16 protein-coding genes are annotated in these 19,484 nt (G+C 45.0%); all 16 read left to right on the top strand.

All coding sequences use genetic code 11. The features are described from left to right. Window positions 1–28: 28 nt before the first annotated feature. The 16 genes from DC20_RS01880 (at window position 29) to DC20_RS01800 (ending at window position 19,462) form a co-directional block, all read left to right on the top strand. Complete coding sequence (locus tag DC20_RS01880; protein WP_062542271.1) at window positions 29–3,049, top strand: TAT-variant-translocated molybdopterin oxidoreductase; 3,021 nt, start codon at window positions 29–31, stop codon at window positions 3,047–3,049. Window positions 3,050–3,067: 18 nt separating this feature from the next. After that, on the top strand, window positions 3,068–4,489 hold the full coding sequence (gene nrfD / locus DC20_RS01875; protein ID WP_062542270.1) for an NrfD/PsrC family molybdoenzyme membrane anchor subunit: 1,422 nt from the start codon (window positions 3,068–3,070) through the stop codon (window positions 4,487–4,489). Further along, window positions 4,482–5,006: a DUF3341 domain-containing protein gene (locus DC20_RS01870; protein ID WP_062542269.1), complete on the top strand. Its 525-nt coding sequence runs from the start codon at window positions 4,482–4,484 to the stop codon at window positions 5,004–5,006. The genes nrfD and DC20_RS01870 overlap by 8 nt, the downstream gene beginning before the upstream one ends. Continuing rightward, window positions 5,006–5,716, top strand: coding sequence for a c-type cytochrome (locus DC20_RS01865; protein WP_062542268.1), 711 nt, complete (start codon window positions 5,006–5,008; stop codon window positions 5,714–5,716). Before DC20_RS01870 ends, DC20_RS01865 begins: the two co-directional genes overlap by 1 nt. A gap of 21 nt (window positions 5,717–5,737) precedes the next feature. Then, a complete protein-coding gene (locus tag DC20_RS01860; protein WP_245652289.1) occupies window positions 5,738–7,018 on the top strand; it encodes a quinol:cytochrome C oxidoreductase in 1,281 nt (426 codons plus the stop codon). A 24-nt stretch (window positions 7,019–7,042) separates the two neighbouring features. Further along, the gene (locus DC20_RS01855; protein WP_062542267.1) at window positions 7,043–8,107 is read left to right on the top strand and encodes a cytochrome c oxidase subunit II; all 1,065 of its coding nucleotides are present in this window, start codon (window positions 7,043–7,045) and stop codon (window positions 8,105–8,107) included. Window positions 8,108–8,130: 23 nt separating this feature from the next. Beyond that, window positions 8,131–9,966 (top strand): cytochrome c oxidase subunit I, encoded by a 1,836-nt coding sequence (locus DC20_RS01850; protein WP_062542266.1) that lies wholly within the window; start codon window positions 8,131–8,133, stop codon window positions 9,964–9,966. Between the two features lie 3 nt (window positions 9,967–9,969). Continuing rightward, window positions 9,970–11,046: a COX15/CtaA family protein gene (locus DC20_RS01845; protein ID WP_062542265.1), complete on the top strand. Its 1,077-nt coding sequence runs from the start codon at window positions 9,970–9,972 to the stop codon at window positions 11,044–11,046. A 56-nt stretch (window positions 11,047–11,102) separates the two neighbouring features. Further along, window positions 11,103–11,954 carry a heme o synthase gene (gene cyoE, locus DC20_RS01840; RefSeq protein ID WP_083470210.1) on the top strand — a complete coding sequence of 284 codons (852 nt, stop codon included), beginning with the start codon at window positions 11,103–11,105 and terminating at the stop codon, window positions 11,952–11,954. A 12-nt stretch (window positions 11,955–11,966) separates the two neighbouring features. Continuing rightward, a complete protein-coding gene (locus DC20_RS01835) occupies window positions 11,967–12,548 on the top strand; it encodes a cytochrome c oxidase subunit 3 (protein ID WP_062545747.1) in 582 nt (193 codons plus the stop codon). Between the two features lie 16 nt (window positions 12,549–12,564). Continuing rightward, window positions 12,565–13,311, top strand: coding sequence for a cytochrome c oxidase subunit 3 (locus DC20_RS01830; protein ID WP_062542263.1), 747 nt, complete (start codon window positions 12,565–12,567; stop codon window positions 13,309–13,311). 28 nt (window positions 13,312–13,339) lie between these two features. After that, window positions 13,340–13,687, top strand: a complete 348-nt coding sequence (locus DC20_RS01825; protein ID WP_062542262.1) for a cytochrome C oxidase subunit IV family protein — start codon at window positions 13,340–13,342, stop codon at window positions 13,685–13,687. Continuing rightward, window positions 13,687–14,370, top strand: coding sequence for an SCO family protein (locus DC20_RS01820; protein ID WP_062542261.1), 684 nt, complete (start codon window positions 13,687–13,689; stop codon window positions 14,368–14,370). The genes DC20_RS01825 and DC20_RS01820 overlap by 1 nt, the downstream gene beginning before the upstream one ends. Further along, on the top strand, window positions 14,360–14,908 hold the full coding sequence (locus tag DC20_RS01815; RefSeq protein ID WP_062542260.1) for a DUF420 domain-containing protein: 549 nt from the start codon (window positions 14,360–14,362) through the stop codon (window positions 14,906–14,908). Before DC20_RS01820 ends, DC20_RS01815 begins: the two co-directional genes overlap by 11 nt. Window positions 14,909–15,372: 464 nt before the next feature. Continuing rightward, on the top strand, window positions 15,373–15,558 hold the full coding sequence (locus DC20_RS23035; RefSeq protein WP_169788144.1) for a hypothetical protein: 186 nt from the start codon (window positions 15,373–15,375) through the stop codon (window positions 15,556–15,558). Between the two features lie 181 nt (window positions 15,559–15,739). Beyond that, window positions 15,740–19,462, top strand: coding sequence for a sensor histidine kinase (locus DC20_RS01800; protein ID WP_062542257.1), 3,723 nt, complete (start codon window positions 15,740–15,742; stop codon window positions 19,460–19,462). Window positions 19,463–19,484 lie beyond the last annotated feature (22 nt).

Raw genomic sequence — 19,484 nt, 5'->3', positions numbered from 1 at the left:
ATATCCTGAATTTGAGTTTTTGAGATATATGCAAGAAACAATTAAATACTGGAGAGGGGTAGAGGAGTTAAACAATACTCCGGAATTCCAGAAGCATGCTCATAACGAGTTTCCTGAGTTCCTGCCAGTAAGTGAAGCTAACGGAGAGGAATCCTCTTCCACTGTGGCTCCAAGACGTGATTTCTTAAAGTTACTAGGCTTTGGCGTGGCTGCGGCTACGCTGGCTTCCTGTGAGTCGCCGGTACGGAAAGCAATCCCATACCTTAATAAGCCAGAAGAAGTAGAGCCAGGAATTCCTAACTGGTATGCTTCAACTTATTTCATGGGTGATTTCTACAACCCGGTGTTGGTGAAAACCCGTGAAGGTCGTCCCATCAAAGTAGAGGGAAACAACCTTTCCCCACTCACTCAGGGAGGAACGCACGCTCGTTCACAGGCTTCTCTGTTAAGCCTGTATGATAACAACCGTCTGAAAGGACCAGTTGCCAAAGGAAAAGAGACTACCTGGCAGAACGTTGACCAGGAGATCCGGACCCGCTTAACTGGAGTGACTGGAAGAGTGGTCTTGTTATCAAATACTATTATCAGCCCAAGTACAAAAGCGGTAATCCGTGAATTTGGTGCCCAATTCCCTGCTTTTGAACATGTGACTTATGATGCAAATTCAGCATCGGCCTTGTTAAGAGCCAATGGGGGAGTGGTGCCAGGATATGATTTCAGCAAAGCCAGAGTGATTGTTTCTATCGGCGCTGATTTCCTAGGTACATGGATTTCTCCGGTTGAGTATTCCAAGCAATACATTGTAAACCGGAAAGTGACGGCAGACAAGCCAACCATGTCTCGCCACTTCCAGTTTGAAACGTTCTTGTCAATGACTGGTGCCAACGCTGATGTGCGTGTGCCAGTTAAACCTTCTGAGTATGGGGCAGTAGTTGCTGCTTTATATAATAGAATAGCTGGTGGTACTGGCGGGCAAACTATTCAGGCACCTGCTGTTGCTTCTGCTACAAAACAGATTGATGCAGCAGCCAGAGAATTGCTGGCGAACCGCGGTGGAGCTTTAGTTGTTTCAGATTCTAATGATCCGGCTGTTCAAACCTTGGTAACTGCTATCAATACATCGTTAGGAGCAAACGGAACAACCATCAACCCTGCTGCCCCTTCTTATGTTCGTCAAGGTGATGACGCCCGTGTGCTGCGTTTGATCAATGACATGAACAGAGGTGCTGTTGGTGCGGTGATCTTCTACGGTACAAACCCAGTTTATGACCACCCGCTAAGCCAGCAGGTTGTAAGTGGTTTGAAGAAAGTAGGCGTAAAGATCTCCTTCTCTGACAGAGTTGATGAAACTGCTTCTCTAGTAGACTATATCTGTCCAGACAACCACTACCTGGAGTCCTGGAATGACTTCGAGCCAAAAAGAGGCTTCCTGAGCTTAGCTCAGCCAACTATCACTACCATCTTCAATACAAGACAGGCACAGGATTCATTATTGAAATGGACTGGCTCTACTTCTGATTACTATTCTATAATTCAGAGAACCTGGTCTGGTATTGTAGCAGGTGGTACCGCTTGGGACAAAGTAGCACACGATGGGGTTGCTTTAGGTACAACGGGTGCGAATGATCCAGTTTCCCCTGCCGCACCAATGACTTTAGCTGCTGCAGCCGTAGCCCTTAACAAAGCTGGACGAGCCGCAGGTGGAAATAACAACACCCTTGAGCTTGAAATCTACGAGAAAGTAGCGATAGGAGCAGGCCAGCACTCAAACAACCCTTGGTTGCAGGAGATGTCTGACCCAACCACTAAAGCTACCTGGGACAACTATGTTGCTATCTCACCTGCTACTGCAAAGCGTTTAGAAATTGAGCAGAATGATGTAGTACGCGTAACTGCAAGAGGTAAATCCATTGAGTTGCCAGCGCTTGTTCAGCCAGGTCAGGCTCCTAACACAATTGCAATAGCTATTGGTTACGGCCGTACCCATGCAGGGCAAGCAGCCAATAACGTAGGTGCAAACGTCTATCCGTTGGTGACGGTAGCCGGTGATTCCCTTCAATTCTCAAACACAGTTACTCTTGAGAAGGTAGGCGCTGATAAGCCAATTGCCCAGACACAGACGCACCACACGGTAATGGGACGTATTGTGGTTCAGGAGAACACACTGAAAGAATACCAGAAAGATCCGAAGAGCGTAACTGAGTACGTGCGCATTGCAACGCCAGATGGCCCGCAAGCACCGCAGAAAATTTCGCTTTGGCAGGATTACGAGTACAAGAACCATCACTGGGGTATGGTCATTGACCTGAACTCTTGTATTGGTTGCGGTACTTGTACCATCAGCTGCCAGGTGGAGAATAACGTACCGGTTGTAGGTAAACAAGAAGTACTGAACCGTCGCGAAATGCACTGGTTACGTATTGACCGTTACTACAGCAGTGATGCAACTCGTGAAGACGGTGGATTTGAGAAGATGGAGAATCCGTCTGAGAACCCATCAGTTATCTTCCAGCCAATGCTTTGCCAGCACTGTAACCATGCTCCATGTGAAACAGTATGCCCGGTTGCAGCAACCATGCACAGCACAGAAGGTATCAACCAAATGGTATACAACCGTTGCGTAGGTACCCGCTATTGCGCAAACAACTGCCCGTATAAAGTGCGTCGTTTCAACTGGTTCAACTATGCCAACAACGAGAAGTTCGACTACCAAATGAACAACGACCTTGGCAAGATGGTGTTGAACCCAGATGTAACCGTACGTTCCCGTGGGGTTATGGAGAAATGTACGTTCTGCGTACAGCGTATCCAGTATGGTAAACTGGAAGCGAAGAAAGAAGGTCGACGTCCGGTAGATGGTGAAATTGTTACCGCTTGTGCTCAGGCCTGTCCTACCAATGCTATCATCTTTGGTGACATGCTTGATCCAAACAGCCAGGTATCACAGATCCTGAACCGCGAGAAAGGCGAGCGTGCTTTCCACGTACTGGAAGAATTGAACACTCAGCCAAACGTGACTTACTTAACCAAAATCAGAAACCAAGCTTAATTTAACTCAAAAAGATATATGCAGCACGTATCTCCGATAAGAGAGCCCTTAGTAACTGGGGGTAAAACTTATGCAGACATCACGGAAGACGTATGCCGGCAGGTAGAAGCCAAGCCGAATATGCGTTGGATGATGGCCCTGGGAGTTTCTCTGATTTTTCTAGCCATCTTTTTCTACTCAGTATACCGAACCCTTTGGTTCGGTATAGGGGAGTGGGGACTAAATAAAACTGTAGGTTGGGCATGGGATATCACCAACTTCGTGTGGTGGGTAGGTATTGGTCACGCCGGTACTCTGATCTCAGCGATTTTGTTGTTGTTCCGTCAGAAGTGGAGAACTTCAATCAACCGCGCCGCCGAAGCAATGACAATTTTCGCGGTAATCTGTGCGGCTATGTTCCCGGTTCTTCACATGGGCCGTCCGTGGTTAGCATATTGGGTATTGCCTCTTCCAAACACCTTCGGTTCTCTTTGGGTAAACTTTAACTCCCCACTACTTTGGGACGTATTTGCGATCAGTACTTACTTCTCTGTATCACTGGTTTTCTGGTACATAGGTCTAATTCCTGACTTTGCAACCATTCGTGACAGAGCTACCGGACCAATTGCTCGTAGAGCATATGCTTTGTTGAGTATGAACTGGACCGGATCTGCGAAACACTGGTCACGTTATGAGACAGTTTCCCTGATCTTAGCAGGTTTGGCAACTCCTCTGGTACTTTCGGTACACACCATTGTATCCATGGACTTTGCAACATCTGTAATCCCAGGATGGCACACCACTATCTTCCCTCCTTACTTCGTTGCAGGTGCAATCTTCTCTGGTTTTGCAATGGTATTGACCTTAATGATCGTTACCCGCAAAGTGTTCAAACTAGAGGATTACATCACCTTGGAGCACGTAGAGTCCATGAACAAGGTAATCACTCTTACAGGATCTATTGTAGGGGTGGCGTACATTACTGAGTTCTTCATCGCTTGGTATTCTGGTGTAGAGTATGAGCAGTATGCCTTCATTAACCGTGCTACGGGTCCTTACTGGTGGGCATACTGGTCCATGATGACGTGTAACGTAATCACGCCTCAGTTATTTTGGTTCCGTTCTATCCGTCGTAGCTTAACGGCTACGTTCATCATCTCCATCTTCGTAAACATCGGGATGTGGTTTGAGCGTTTCGTGATCATTGTAACTTCCTTGCACCGTGACTACTTGCCATCCAGCTGGGTAATGTTCTCTCCAACCAGTATAGATGTTGGGATTTATGTTGGAACTATGGGTTTGTTCATGACCTTGTTCCTTCTTTTCGCCAAGTTCTTCCCAGTAGTAAACATGGCCGAGGTAAAATCAATTTTGAAGTCGTCTTCTGGAGTAAGCCACACGCATAACCCAGACGCATCAATGCACGGCACAGCACCTAAAAACTCTCACAAACATGACTAGTAAGAAATATATACTCGGTGTATTTGAAGACGAGGATGTGCTGCTGAACGCCATTGAAAAGACTCGCGCGGCAGGCACTAAAATCTATGACGTTTTCTCTCCTTACCCTATTCACGGGATTGATGACGTGATGGGCATTGAACGTTCAAGATTGCCTATTGTGGCTTTCTTCTGCGGTCTTTGCGGAACCTCCTTCGCGTTATGGATGCAGATTTACATGTTGGGGTTTGACTGGCCAATGATCATTGGTGGTAAACCACACATTGCCATCCCAAGCTTTATTCCGGTTACGTTTGAGTTAACCGTACTTTTTGCAGCCTTCGGAATGGTGATCACCTTTTTTATCATAAGTGGCCTGCGTCCTACCCTGAAAGTTCCGGTGATGGATGTTCGTTCTACCGATGATAAGTACGTGATGGCAATTGAATTGAAAGAAGGTACTGATATCAACAAATTGAATGATCTTCTCCGTTCTAACGGGGCTATAGAAGTTAACGAGAAGGAGGTAGTTAAATAATGAACAATTTCTTTAGAACTGGGGCTAAAGCCTCCATGATTCTTTTCTCTTCCGCTCTTATTGTTTCTTGCGGCAGCAATGACCAAGATCCAGGGCTAGAATATGCACCGGACATGTACTATCCAGTAGCATATGAGCCACTGAAGCAATTAGCAGATAACAAGAATGCCATCAATCCAGGTGGGTTGAACATGCGCGTTCCGGCTTCTAATACTATCGCAAGAGGTAAACTTGGGTTTTACACCCGTATTTCAAAAGATAGCGCAGAAGTAGCGGGTAGAGAATTGGTGAACCCTGTTTCCAGAACTAGCCAAAACCTGGAAGAAGGAAAAACTTTGTACCTGCGCTTTTGCTCTCCTTGCCATGGTGAAACTGGTCTAGGTGATGGTGCAGTAGGAGTGAAGTTCAAGGGGGTACCTAATTATACCCAGGGTCGTTACGCTACTTTACCAGTAGGACACATCTACCACGTGATTGTGAATGGACGTGGTCGTATGATGCCTCACGGGACACAGGTAAACCCAACAGAGCGTTGGAAAATAGCCATGTATGTGCAGCAGCTGCAGAAAGGGATAACTGATGCCAGTGGAGCTGATGCTAATGATACAGGTTCTCTACAAGCAGGTGAACCAAAAGGAGCAAGTACAACCGAGAATACGAACCCAGTAACAGGTACTACAGCTGATCCAACTAAGGACACGCGTAACTAACCTATAAAAGGTATTTTAGAAATGATAACTGAAGAAAGACTTAGTATCCCTAAAAGAACCACTACCCGGTTCTTCTACATGATAGCTATTGGGTTAGTACTCTTGGTAGCCGGTCTGATCATTGCTGCAAATTTCAGCGGTGGTGGTCATGGAGAAGAACACGGTGCAGCGGCTGGTCACCACGCCGCTGGCTGGGGGCAACGTTTGCTAGCTAACCTTTGGATGAACAATGTGTACTTCACCGGTATTGCGGTAGTTGGGGTATTGTTTGTAGCCATTCAATATGTAGCCTATGCAGGTTGGTCTGTTTTAATCAAGCGAGTTCCAGAAGCATTAGGAGCTTATTTACTGGTTGGTGGTGTCATTATGTTGTTAGTGTTCTTGGTTCCCATCATCTTCACTGGCCATAATACCTTATTTCACTGGACAGACCATTCTGTACATGAAGTAGGTAACCCTAACTATGACCCCATCATTGTTGGGAAGAGCGGTTACCTGAACACAACCTTCTATGTGATTAGAATGGTAGCCTATTTCACTTTGTGGTTCCTTTTCTTCAAATGGATGAGAAGAGAATCATTAGCGGAAGATTTGAACGGTGGTTTGTTACACTATAACAAAAGCATCAGATTAGGAGCAACTTTCCTGGTAGTTTTCGGGGTTACTTCTTCTATGTCTGCCTGGGATTGGGTATTGTCAATTGACACTCACTGGTTCAGTACCATGTTTGGTTGGTATGTATTCGCCAGTTGGTGGGTATCTGGTTTAGCAGCCATCACGTTGACCATCATCATCCTGAAGCAGAATGGCTACATGACAATGGTTACATCTAACCACTTGCATGACCTTGGTAAATTCCTTTTTGGTTTCAGTATCTTCTGGACCTACATCTGGTTCTCTCAATTCATGCTGTATTGGTATGCCAACATCCCAGAAGAAGTTATCTACTACCAAGAGCGTTTAGGGGGAAATAACAATCATTACACTTGGATCTTCTTCTTTAACCTATTAATAAACTTTGCTTTCCCTTTCCTTGTTCTAATGACAAGAGATGCAAAGCGTCAAATGATCATGCTGAAGATTGTGTGTATCGCTATCCTGATTGGTCACTGGTTTGATTTCTATATGATGATCATGCCAGGAACTATGCGCGGAGAAAGCGGTTTTGGACTAATAGAAATTGGTACAGCTTTAACCTTCCTGGGTCTGTTCTTGTGGAGATTCTCTAATGAGTTAGGCAAGGCATCGTTGGTTCCTGTGAACCACCCATTCGTGGAAGAAAGTGCTCACCATCACGTATAAGACTTACATTTAAAGACACGGATAATGATTACGATTGCAGTAGCACTATCAATCATCCTTTTACTGGTCATCCTTTACCTTCTGTTTAGAATCCAAGTCTTGGCTTCTATTTTCAAGGGAAGTTATAGAACCGACATCGGTAGAAGCAACAAGGTAAACGCCGCTCTTTTTATCGCCTTCTTCTTTGTTATGGGAGCCCTGTTTGTATGGTCTTTCATGAGTTCAAAAGAAGGAATGATTCTTCCGGTTGCCTCTGAACACGGCATTGCTATTGACAGCATGTTCTGGTTAACAATGGCGGTAATTGGGTTTGTATTTGTTCTTACCCACATCCTCCTATTTTTCTATTCTTACAAATACCAGCACAAAGAAGGAAAAGTGGCCTATTACTACCCACACAATAACAAGATCGAGATTATCTGGACTGTTATTCCTGCGGTTGTGATGGCTTTGCTAGTATTCTCTGGTTGGAAAACCTGGGCTAAGATCACCAGCCCTGCTCCAGAAAATGCAGTGGTAGTAGAAGTGATGGGGAAGCAGTTTAACTGGTTAACCCGTTACCCCGGCGCAGATAACAAACTTGGTCTTGTGAAGCATACGTTGATTGATGCCACCAACGAGTTTGGAATTGATTTGAATGACAATAACGCAAAGGATGATTTCCCTGGTGAGCCTAGTGCTTTCCACGTACCAAAAGGTACTCCGGTGTTATTGAAAATCAGATCAAGAGATGTAATCCACAGTGTATTCCTTCCTCACTTCCGCGTAAAGATGGATGCTGTACCTGGAATGCCGACTACCTTCTGGTTTATCCCAACCAAAACTACTTCAGAGATGCAATCTGAAACAGGCAATGCTAACTTTCAATATGAATTAGCTTGTACTGAGGTTTGCGGACGTGGCCACTTCGCCATGAAACTGAACATGATTGTAGATGAACCTGAAGAATATCAAAAGTGGGTAGCTGCTCAACAAAAGAAAACGTTTCTTACCCAGTTACAGGCAGCTCCGGCTGACAGTACTGTAGGTTCTGTAGCAGTAAACGCCACCGCTGATGCAGCAGGAGCTTCTTCTGCCCCTAAACAATAGTTATAATCTTTTAACAGTACTGTATGTCTACTACGGATATTTCATTACATAAAGATGTGCACGCAGGACACGATGATCATCATGACGACCATGACCACGATCAGAGTTTCATTGAGAAGTACATCTTTAGCCAAGACCATAAAGTAATTGCAAAACAATTCTTGTTTGCAGGTATTTTCTGGGCAATCATTGGCGGTACCTTTTCTAGTTTGTTCCGGATGCAGTTAGGCTTCCCGGAAGCAACCTTCACCTTCCTGGAGCCCTTGTTAGGGAAGTGGGTAGACGGTGGCAAGCTTAACCCTGAGTTCTACCTGGCTTTAGTAACCATGCACGGGACCATCATGGTGTTCTTCGTGCTGACGGCAGGTCTTTCTGGTACTTTCAGTAACTTCCTGATTCCGCTACAGATTGGAGCCCGTGACATGGCTTCTGGTTTCATGAACATGCTTTCTTTCTGGTTCTTCTTCCTGGCCAGTGTGATCATGTTCTACTCTATCTTCTTAGAGACAGGACCTGCTGCTGGTGGTTGGACAGTATATCCTCCATTAAGTGCCTTGCCTCAGGCTATTGCTGGATCTGGTGCGGGTATGACCATGTGGTTGGTGAGTATGGCATTGTTCATTGTTTCCCAGTTATTAGGTGGTGTAAACTACATTACTACTGTGATCAACATGCGGACACGCGGTCTTTCCATGACTAAGTTGCCGTTGACCATCTGGGCATTCTTCTTAACAGCTGTTTTAGGCCTTTTAGCCTTCCCGGTGCTTTTCTCAGCTGCACTTCTTTTGATCTTTGACCGTTCATTTGGAACAAGCTTCTTCCTTTCTGATATCTATGTAGCAGGGGAGGCGCTAACCCATACAGGTGGTAGTCCGGTATTATTCCAGCATTTGTTCTGGTTCTTAGGTCACCCTGAGGTGTACATCGTGATTCTGCCAACTTTTGGTATTGTATCTGAGATTATTGCTACCAACTCACGTAAGCCTATCTTCGGTTACCGTGCTATGATTGGCTCTATGTTAGGTATTGCCTTACTTTCTTTCATTGTATGGGCGCACCACATGTTCGTTTCAGGTATGAACCCGTTCTTAGGATCTGTGTTCATGTTCTTGACGTTGATCATTGCGGTTCCATCAGCTGTGAAAGTTTTTAACTGGATCGCTACGCTTTGGAGAGGTAATATTAACTTTACCACAGCCATGCTTTTCTCAGTTGCCTTCGTTTCCCTGTTTATCTCTGGTGGGGTAACTGGTATCATCTTAGGTAACTCTGCACTTGATATCCAATTACATGATACTTATTTCGTAGTAGCTCACTTCCACTTAGTAATGGGTAGTGCGGCCTTCTTCGGGATGTTTGCCGGGGTATACCACTGGTTCCCTAAGATGTTTGGTCGTATGATGGATGAAAAATTAGGTTACATTCACTTCTGGATTACCTTTGCTAGTGTGTACCTGATCTTCATGCCGATGCACTACATTGGTATTGCTGGTTTCCCAAGAAGATATTACACCTGGACCGGTTTTGATGTTTTCAATAAGTTCATGGACATGAACTCGTTCATTACTATTGTAGCTGTCCTTGCTTTCGCTGCCCAGTTCTTCTTCCTGTTCAACTTTTTCTACAGCATTTTCAGAGGTAGAAGAGCGACAGAGAATCCTTGGAAATCAAACACCTTAGAGTGGACAACTCCTGTCAACCCAGGCCACGGTAACTGGCCAGGTCCGCTTCCGGTTGTGTACAGATGGCCTTATGACTACAGCAAGCCAGGAGCACCGCAGGACTTTATCCCTCAAAACGTACCATTCTCTCAAACGCAGTCTTCTAACTTGCCGCATGAGAGAGATGATTTCGAATAAAGAATGAGAGATAAATCTTTTATTAGTAAAAGGTTTAAAAGAATAGGAGTACTTACAATTGCTTCTGTTTATATATTAATCTTAGTAGGGGGGATCGTTCGTAGCACTGGTTCCGGTATGGGTTGTCCAGACTGGCCGAAGTGTTTCGGATCGTGGGTCCCCCCCACTAGTTTAGAGCAACTACCTTCAGATTATCTGGAGGTATACAAAGAGAAGCGCATTCAGAAGAATGAGCGCATCGGGAAAGTTCTTCAAGGTTTTGGTTTTACAGAAGTAGCCCAGGAAATCTTTGCACATCCTTCTCAGTACATTGAAACAGAATTCAATGCCACTAAGACCTGGATTGAGTATGTGAACAGATTGGTAGGCGTGGTAATTGGGCTTTTAGTTTTCTTAACAGTTCTTTTCTCTTTTCCTTTACTGAAATCTGATTCAAAGATTTTCATTGGGGCAGTAGCTTCCTTTTTACTGGTTGTATTTCAGGGGTGGTTGGGTTCATTAGTTGTGTCCACTAATCTTCTGCCTGAAATGGTAACCCTGCACATGGCACTGGCATTGGTTCTGGTAGCAGTGTTGATTTACATTGTAGTCAGAGTTCAGAGAGAGAAGTTGTTTTCTACAGTAGCTTTAGGTTCAGGTAACCTTCAGTTTCTCCTGGGATTGTCTCTTTTGATAACTTTCCTGCAAGTAATACTTGGCACCCAGGTAAGAGAACAGGTAGACATTGTTGCTTATAATTTGGGAAACCTTCAAAGGGAAACCTGGATAGAAAGATTAGGCACCTCCTTTTATGTGCATAGGTCTCTTTCTATTCTGTTAGTAGTATTGAATGTGGGCCTCTACTTTTCTGTAAGAAAGCTGCAAAACCTTAAATTGCTTTTAATGGCAAGAATGGTGTTAGCTGTGATTGCTGCTGAAGTTCTTTTAGGTATTGTGTTATCTTATCTGGGTTTACCAGCGTTCGCGCAACCACTACATTTGCTTTTCGGAACTTTGTTGTTCGGGCTGCAATATTTGCTGCTTATAAGTTATTTTTACGCTCAGAAACCTAATCAACCTACACCCGAGTTGGTGGCATAAACACGTTTATGTTCGTACAAGACGTAACATCATCCAGTGCCCAGACATCATCGGCTATGAGTAAAGCAACCGCTTATTTTCAATTATTAAAATTCAGGCTTTCCGCCACGGTAGCTTTCTCCAGTGCCATTGGTTTTCTTTTAGGAAGACCTAATGCGTCTTGGGTTGATACTGCTTTAGTAATGCTGGGCGGTTTATTGGTAACTGGCTCAGCAAATATCATCAATCAGGTTCTTGAAATAGATCTGGATAAGATGATGAAAAGAACTGCCAAACGCCCACTTCCCACAGGAGTACTTTCTGTGCAGGAAGCGATCGTTTTCTGTGTACTACTTTGTTTGGCAGGAGTAAGCCTTCTTGGTCTTTACTTTAACTGGCTTGCGGCAGCTCTTTCTTTCCTTTCATTGCTGTTGTATGGGTTCTTTTACACCCCTTTAAAAAGACTATCTCCTATTTGTGTTTTTGTAGGAGCTATACCTGGAGGTTTACCTCCCTTGATTGGATGGGTAGCTGGTACAGGATACATAGGAGTAGAAGCTTGGATCTTATTTGGGATTCAGTTTATTTGGCAGTTCCCTCATTTTTGGGCCATTGCCTGGGTTCTGGATGACGATTATAAAAAGGCAGGATTCAAAATGTTGCCTATGGCAGGTGGAAAGAACCTGAAAACTGCTATCCAGATCATGATCTATACGTTACTGCTTATCCCTTTAGGATTACTCCCTATGCAGTTTGGGATGGCAGGGAAAACCTCCGCTTTTATAGCGGTGGTTTGTGGAGTATTATTTTTGATGCAAACTTTTTATCTCATGCATACCTGCTCTAAAAGGGCAGCCATGAATATCATGTTTGGTTCATTTCTGTACTTGCCAATTGTGCAGATAGCTTTTGTGGTAGATAGAATTTAATAGAAGTTGGAAATGATAATGAATTCTGAAATACAGGCTACACAACGACGGGTAAACCCGTTGAAGTTCATGCTAGTTTTATTGATAGTGAGCATCGTTATGATGTTCGCAGCCTTTACCAGTGCCTATATTGTGCGCCGGGAAGAAGGTAACTGGTTAGAGTTTGATCTACCAGGGGTTTTGTTACTAAATACCCTTGTACTGGTTCTGAGCAGCGTGTTTATGCAGTGGGCATATGTGTCTGCAAGAAAAGACAACCTGAAGAACCTGAAGCTGGCCTTAGTACTGACGATTGTGGCAGGATTTGCTTTCTTAGTTGGTCAATGGGAGGGTTGGGGAGAGTTAGTCCGTAATAATGTTTACTTTGGAGGAACCACTGCTAACCCATCTGGCTCTTTTCTGTATGTTTTAACCGGCGTTCACGCATTTCACTTAGTAACGGGGTTAATTTTTCTGATTATTGTAGTAATTTCGGCGCTACGGTACAGAGTACATTCCAAAAATCTTACCCGTATAGAGTTGTGTACTATTTACTGGCACTTCTTGGGGGCTCTTTGGATTTACCTGTACGTATTCCTAGTTTTGAACCATTAATAATTCTGTAACACATATGTCGCAAACAACAACCTTTGAGCAGCCTAATACTGGCACCTGGGATGGAGGGAACGAGCCTTTCAAGGCAAGTTATGGTAAACTGATGATGTGGTTTTTCCTCTTATCAGATGCCTTTACCTTTGCTGCTTTCTTAACCACCTATGGATTAGCCCGTCATCGGCATAGAGCCTATGAAGGAACACCTGAAGCGTTCACCTTCTCCACGGAATGGTGGCCAATCCCAGATAAAGTTTTCAATGCATTTCCTGGTTTCCATGGTGTAGACTGGCCGCTTGCTTTTGTGGCTTTAATGACCATGATCCTTATCCTTTCTTCTGTAACCATGGTGTTAGCCGTGGAAGCAGGACACAGAATGGACAAAAATGATGTGCAGAAATGGTTGTTGTGGACTATCCTTTTCGGATCTATGTTCTTGGGTTGCCAGGCTTGGGAGTGGTCCCACTTTATTGCCGGAACTGAGGGAGGCATGAAACTGGCTGACGGTAGTGTTATCCATGGGGCTAATCTGATCGTAAACCAATATGGTCCTCCCTTGTTTGCAGACTTGTTCTTTTTCATCACTGGTTTCCATGGTACTCACGTATTCAGTGGGGTGGTGTTGTTGATCATGATCTTCATCAATACCGTAAATGGAGTGTACCACAGAAGAGGGCACTATGAAATGGTAGAGAAAGTAGGGTTGTACTGGCACTTTGTAGACTTGGTGTGGGTATTCGTATTTACCTTCTTCTACTTAGTGTAATTGTTGGACTGATATAAACTGAATAGACATGGCATCGCATTCACATCATGCAGACGAGTTTGGCCAAACAGGAGAAATTCCTAAGGCACAAACAAAAGCTATCTGGAAGACCTTCTTCATCCTTTGCGCACTTACCGCTGTAGAATTCGCGTTCGCGTTCATGATGGACGCAGGTACTTTGCGTAACGCCATCTTCATTGGCCTTACCCTTTTCAAAGCATTCTATATAGTAGGAGAATTCATGCACTTGAAACATGAAACCAAAGGTCTTATCTGGGCTGTGTTGGTTCCTACTGTACTGCTGGTTTGGCTACTAGTAGCGTTACTGGTAGAGGGTACTTTCTACGGTGAATCCGTATTCAATTATTTCGAATAATGAGTCCAAAAAAAGCCCTGGTACTGGGTACGCTACTACTGCTACCCGTACTGGTGTTTTTATTCCTTAAGATGTTCGGAGTGAATAGATTTTCACTCCGAACTTATTTTCCGGCTACTGTAGATTCTACTCAGGTGGCTGGTGAATGGAAGTATGATACCACGTATCATCAAGTTCCAGATTTCAAGTTAACCTCTCATACTGGCACTGCTTTTTCCCAGAAAGATCTGGAAGGTAAAATCTATGTTGCCAACTTCTTTTTTACATCTTGCAAGGGTCCTTGTACCCAGATGAGTACCCAACTCTCAAGAGTACAGGATGCCTTCAGGCTACAGCCAGATGTAAGAATCATTTCCCACACCCTCAAACCGCAGGAAGATTCGCCAGCAGTTCTAAGTGAGTATGCTGAAAGTTTCAAAGCCAGACCCAACAAATGGATTTTCCTGACTGGTCCTGAAAATGAAATACAGCGTTTAGCGGAGAAGGGGTACAGACTTACTTCCTTAGAAAGCGCCTTGCCCGATGGTTCCCCTGCCTTACTTCAATCTAACCGGTTTGTGCTGGTAGACAAAGAAAAACATGTAAGGGGTATTTATGACGGAACCGATGCGGCAGACGTAGACCGATTAATTACAGAAATAAACGTACTCCTTTCTGAGTACAATCTAGATAATGGAAAATAAAGCTTTGGGTAACCCTAATGATACCCGGTACCTCATCATCATTGGCATTCTTTCAGTTGTTGTTCCGCTGTTAGTTGCCTTTTTGCTTTTTATGCCGCAAACTGGGAAATTAGGAGACTTAGATGTGTCCTTTCTTCCTAAGCTACATGCGGTATTAAATTCTCTTACTGCTTTGGCTCTTGTTTTTGGTTATTACCAGATCAAACAGCAGAATCGCAGATTACACCGGTTTGGCATGGTAACCGCCTTTGTGCTTTCTGCCTTTTTCCTGATTTCATATGTGACCTACCACTACCAGGCAGCCCCAACTTCCTATGGTGGAGAGGGAACTATCAAAATGGTGTACTACTTTATTCTGATCACACATATTATTCTGGCAGCGGTAATTGTACCGTTGGTGTTGCTCTCTGTTTACTTTGCTATATCGGGGCAGTATGCTCGCCATCGGAAAATTTCAAGATGGACGTTCCCGCTTTGGCTGTATGTAGCCGTAACCGGAGTGGTGGTGTATTTGATGATTTCGCCGTATTATACTTGAAACTTTACCGTAGCGTTGGTGTTCTAGAATAGAGTAAAGCGAAGTAAAATGATTAAAAAATATATCTTCTGGTTGGGGTGCTTTCTATTAGTAGTGCTCCTGACTTTACAGGCAGAACCCACTCAGGCGCAATGTGCCATGTGTACCGCCTCTGTTGAATCTTCTTCCCAGTCTGGTGATAGTATTGCAAACGGCTTAAACAAAGGAATTCTATACCTTATGGCTGTCCCGTATATTATTGCCTGTTGTGTAGGCTTCTTCTGGTATAAGTACAGCCGAAAAAAATAGTCTGGAATCCTGCACCATTAAATGGCTGGGTTGGAGATGAAGTGTCCCGCTGTCTAGGGGCCAATGCTTACCCATTTGGCTTTAAGACTTCACAGGTTTGATCAATTCCGGAGAAATTCTCCTTTTGTGGATTCAGTTTTAAAATTGAGCTAGGCTTTTAATGGGGTGCCATGTACATGAGCTACGGCCTTTCAGTAGTCATTGTGTTCCTGATAGGTGTTTCTCTATATTTCCTGGCTCATGATCCGCCCACTTGGGTATACCTCACGGCAGTACCTACCATTGTTATTTTCTTTAACTCCTTTGCTTTTCAGGTACGCGCAGGTCATGATGCTGTATTTCTTTGGGAGTGTTTCCTTTGATCTAAAGTACAAGAGAGTTTAAAATAGATCTTGGCTTAAACAGGTTTGTTTCTGTCTACTACTTTTCAGCCTTTTCTGAGTATTTCTGTTTTAAGGCCGTTTACACTAAACCAGGTCTGAAACGTTTTATATCACCTCCTGTATCTTCTTTTAGGCTGATTGTAGGGCAAATGCCCGTTTTATGGCTAAATTCGGAAAAAAAGCAGAGTTGAAGTCCCGGTTTACTATTCCTTTTGTTTTCTTACTTACCTCCTTGGTGTTAGGTAGCCTTGCCGCTATTCTGCAGATGAGTGTGCAACGCGACCTGCTGGAAGCCCCAGAAAGGCAAATGGTGGAGGAAGTGCAAGGTCGGCTTCAGGTGCTCGTGCAGAAGGCTAAGGAGGAATTGGTGCAGGTCTCTCAATCTGTGCAGCCCGAATCAGGCCTGTTTTCTAGAAACCTTCCTAAAACCACTGTTCCGGTATTTATTTTCAGGCAAAACAAATTGGTGTTTTGGTCAGATCATTCTATCCGGCCTGACATCTCGCCTGACTACGTGAGTAAAAGGCTGCAGGTAGTGGAGAACAGGTTCGGCCGTTACCTGGTAGTGCGGCATCAGCCAAATAGTATCTACACTGCTTTGGCTGTTATTCCGCTGGAGGTACGGTACGGTATTAGCAATGCTTACCTCAGGAGCGGCTTAAATCCTGACATCTTTGAAGATCATGCCGCCTCGCTTCATCTGGAACAAAGACGAGGAACCCTTCCTATTGTTGACAAACGAGGAAATTACCTTTTTTCACTTCTGGTTTTAGAACCCGGCCAATGGTTGCATGCAGGTAAGTTCACGTTTTCTTTGTATGCACTGGCTATTTTTGCCTTCCTTCTCTTTTTGGTTACTATTTACCAACGGCTTACCAGTGCTGGGCAAAGTATATCTGCCTTCTGGGTTGTCACTGGTGGTTTGTTGATACTGCGTCTTTTAATGCTGGCTTCCCAATTCCCTAACAATGTGCAGGAACTGGAACTCTTTAGCCCCCGAGTGTATGCAGCGGCCTGGTGGTCACCTTCTTTAGGAGACCTGCTGCTGAATGAAATTTGTTTTCTGGTGATGGCTATTTTGGTGTATAGTTACGCCAAGACGTTCTCTTTTTCGGTCTTTTTTCAAAAATCGCTGAAGAAACAATTATGGTGCTGTGTGGCCATAGGTGTCATGATCACGCTACTCATCATCAGTTGGTATGAAACTTACCGAAGCCTGATTGTCAATTCCCAGGTAAACCTTGATCTAACTCAAAATGTCCAGATAGGGTTGGAGAAAGTTCTCTTGTACCTGGCTGTGATTCTGCACACCCTGGCTTTAAGTTGGATTTTGCGCCTGCTCATGCGCTGGCTTCCTTTTACCGCCCATGGGAAGTTGCCGTTTGCCTATGCCTGGATGACCGTCTTAGTACTAGCCTTGGCCTGGGCGTTTTGGCGAGATGCCCCTAGCGGAAATTGGGTAATATTATTTGCGGGTGCCTCACTGGTAGGGTGGGAGCAGCTGCACCGCAGGTTAGGCCGGAAAGCCGGAGTTTATTCCAGTATTTTCCTGCTCAATATCTTAAGTGCTAGTTTAGGAGCCGCTGCTTTGTATGACCTGTACGTGGTGCAGCTTCGTGCTGATAAGCAAAGGTTGGCCACCCAATTGCTCAAAGACCGTGATGATCTAACGGAATACCTGTTGGCGCAGGCTGCCCAGGACATTAGCCAGGATCCCTTGATTCAACATGTGTTCAGTGCTCCATGGGGCAATCTAACCATAGTAGAGCAGAAAATCAGGCGCCATCATTTACGCCCAATCACTGAAAACTATGCTGTAACGGTGCGCATGTTTGATTTCACCGGTGAAAGCTTCAATGATTTAGACAGCCTTTCCAACCTGGAAGCTTACGCACAAAGATGGGCGCCTATTTCCCGAAGCACAAACCAGAAAGGTCAGCTGCTGGTACGTTCTGAAACAGATCCGGCCCGATTCACTTATCTGCAGGAGATTAAAGTACCCGTTGAGTTTGAGCAGTGGGCTACGGTGGTGCTGGAAGTAAGTCCTAAAGTTACCGCTCCCAACAGTGTCCTTCCAGAACTACTGGTTGAACGTAAAACTGCGCAAGCCACTACCATTCCTTCTAGCAGCTATGCCTTATGGAAAAACAACCGGTGGCTTAAAACCGAAGGGTACTTTGAATACAGCCAGCTCTTCTCGCCACGTTACTTTGGTATGTCTCAGCTGTTTTCTCAGGGTGTGTCAATTGGGGACTATCACCATCTAGGGGCCCGGAACAACAGCGGTGCCGTAGCAATTGTAAGTACGCCGGAGTATGGCGCCCGTTCCTGGCTTTCTAACTTCTCGTTCTTATTCCTATTACACACGTTTACCCTTTTTTCTTTGCTCTTGCTGGCCATGCTGCTACGGGGGCAGCTGATAGAAACCATCACTTCTACCTTCAGTACTAAAATCCAGCTTTTCCTAAACCTGGGAGTGTTGATTCCCTTGGTACTGGTAAGCATCACCATTGGAAGCTTGGTAACAGAATCTTACCGGCAGGACTTGGTCAGGAGTTTCACAGACCAAGGTGATTTTGTGCGTCAGAATATTATCACCAGTAACTGGGGAAACAACTTATTTAAAGGACGTGCCGATTCATTGTCCCGCAGGGTAAACCGATTAGCTTTGGTAGCCCAAGCCGAGCTTAATATTTACAATGCCAATGGTGAATTGAGGATCTCTAGTCAACCGGCTTTATTTGAGGCGGGCGTTCTTTCCACCAGGATTAATCCTAAAGCCATTGGAGCATTAAAAGAGCAGGGTCTTAACCGGGTGCTGCTGGAGGAGAAAGCAGGGACTTTGCCTTACAGCACCATCTACGTTCCCCTGCGGACTTCACCAACCAATGTTCCGGAAGGTTATTTGGGTATTCCGTACTTTGATTCTGAGAAAGATTTGAATAACAAGCTTATTCAGCTTATCACTACCATCCTGAATATTTTCACGGTGCTGTTTTTGCTGTTCGTGCTCCTTAGTTACTTGGCGACTCGCGCCCTTACGGTACCCCTGCAACTCTTAACAGAGCGCCTGAAGCGTACGTCTCTTACCGGTAATAACGAGAAACTGGTGTACAAGTCCCGGGACGAGATAGGTTTGCTGGTGCACGAGTACAACCAAATGTTGCAGAAACTGGAAGAAAGCAAGCAGGAACTGGCGCTCAGAGAAAAAGAGGCCGCCTGGAAGGAGATGGCCCGCCAGGTAGCGCACGAGATCAAGAACCCGCTTACGCCTATGAAATTGTCTTTGCAGTACTTGCGCAAAGCCATGCAGGAAGGGCGGGGGAACCTGGAAGATCTTATTGAGAAGATTTCCAACACCATCATTACCCAGATTGACGTGCTCAGTGACATTGCCACTTCGTTCTCTAATTTCACGTCTATGCCTGACCTGAAACTGGAAACTTTAGAATTAAAAGGACTAATCCGGAGGGCGACAGATTTACACCTGAACCCGCAGCAACATCGGGTAGCGGTAGAGCTGCCGGAGGAAGATGTGTTCGTGCGGGCCGATGAAAACCAATTGATTCGGATTTTCAATAATCTGCTCTTAAACGCACTGCAGGCTGTTCCTTCTTCGGTGCCGCCCCACATCAAAGTGAGTTTACAAATGGCTAGCCCAGGATGGGCGTTGGTAGCAGTGCAAGACAATGGCACGGGTATTCCGGTAGATGTACAGCCCAGGATTTTCGTGCCGAATTTCAGTACCAAATACACCGGCTCAGGCATTGGGCTGGCCGTGGTGAAGAAAGGAGTGGAGGCGATTGGCGGTTCTATTTGGTTTGAAACTCAGGAAAATGAGGGCACCACCTTCTTCCTGAAACTGCCCGTGGTGCCCGCATGAGGTGCTGGGGTGCCATATTTTT

Origin of the sequence: Rufibacter tibetensis (genome assembly GCF_001310085.1) — a bacterium.
Classification (GTDB): domain Bacteria; phylum Bacteroidota; class Bacteroidia; order Cytophagales; family Hymenobacteraceae; genus Nibribacter; species Nibribacter tibetensis.
Note: the sequence above shows the minus strand (reverse complement) of the source record. Positions and strands in the feature narration are given on the sequence as shown.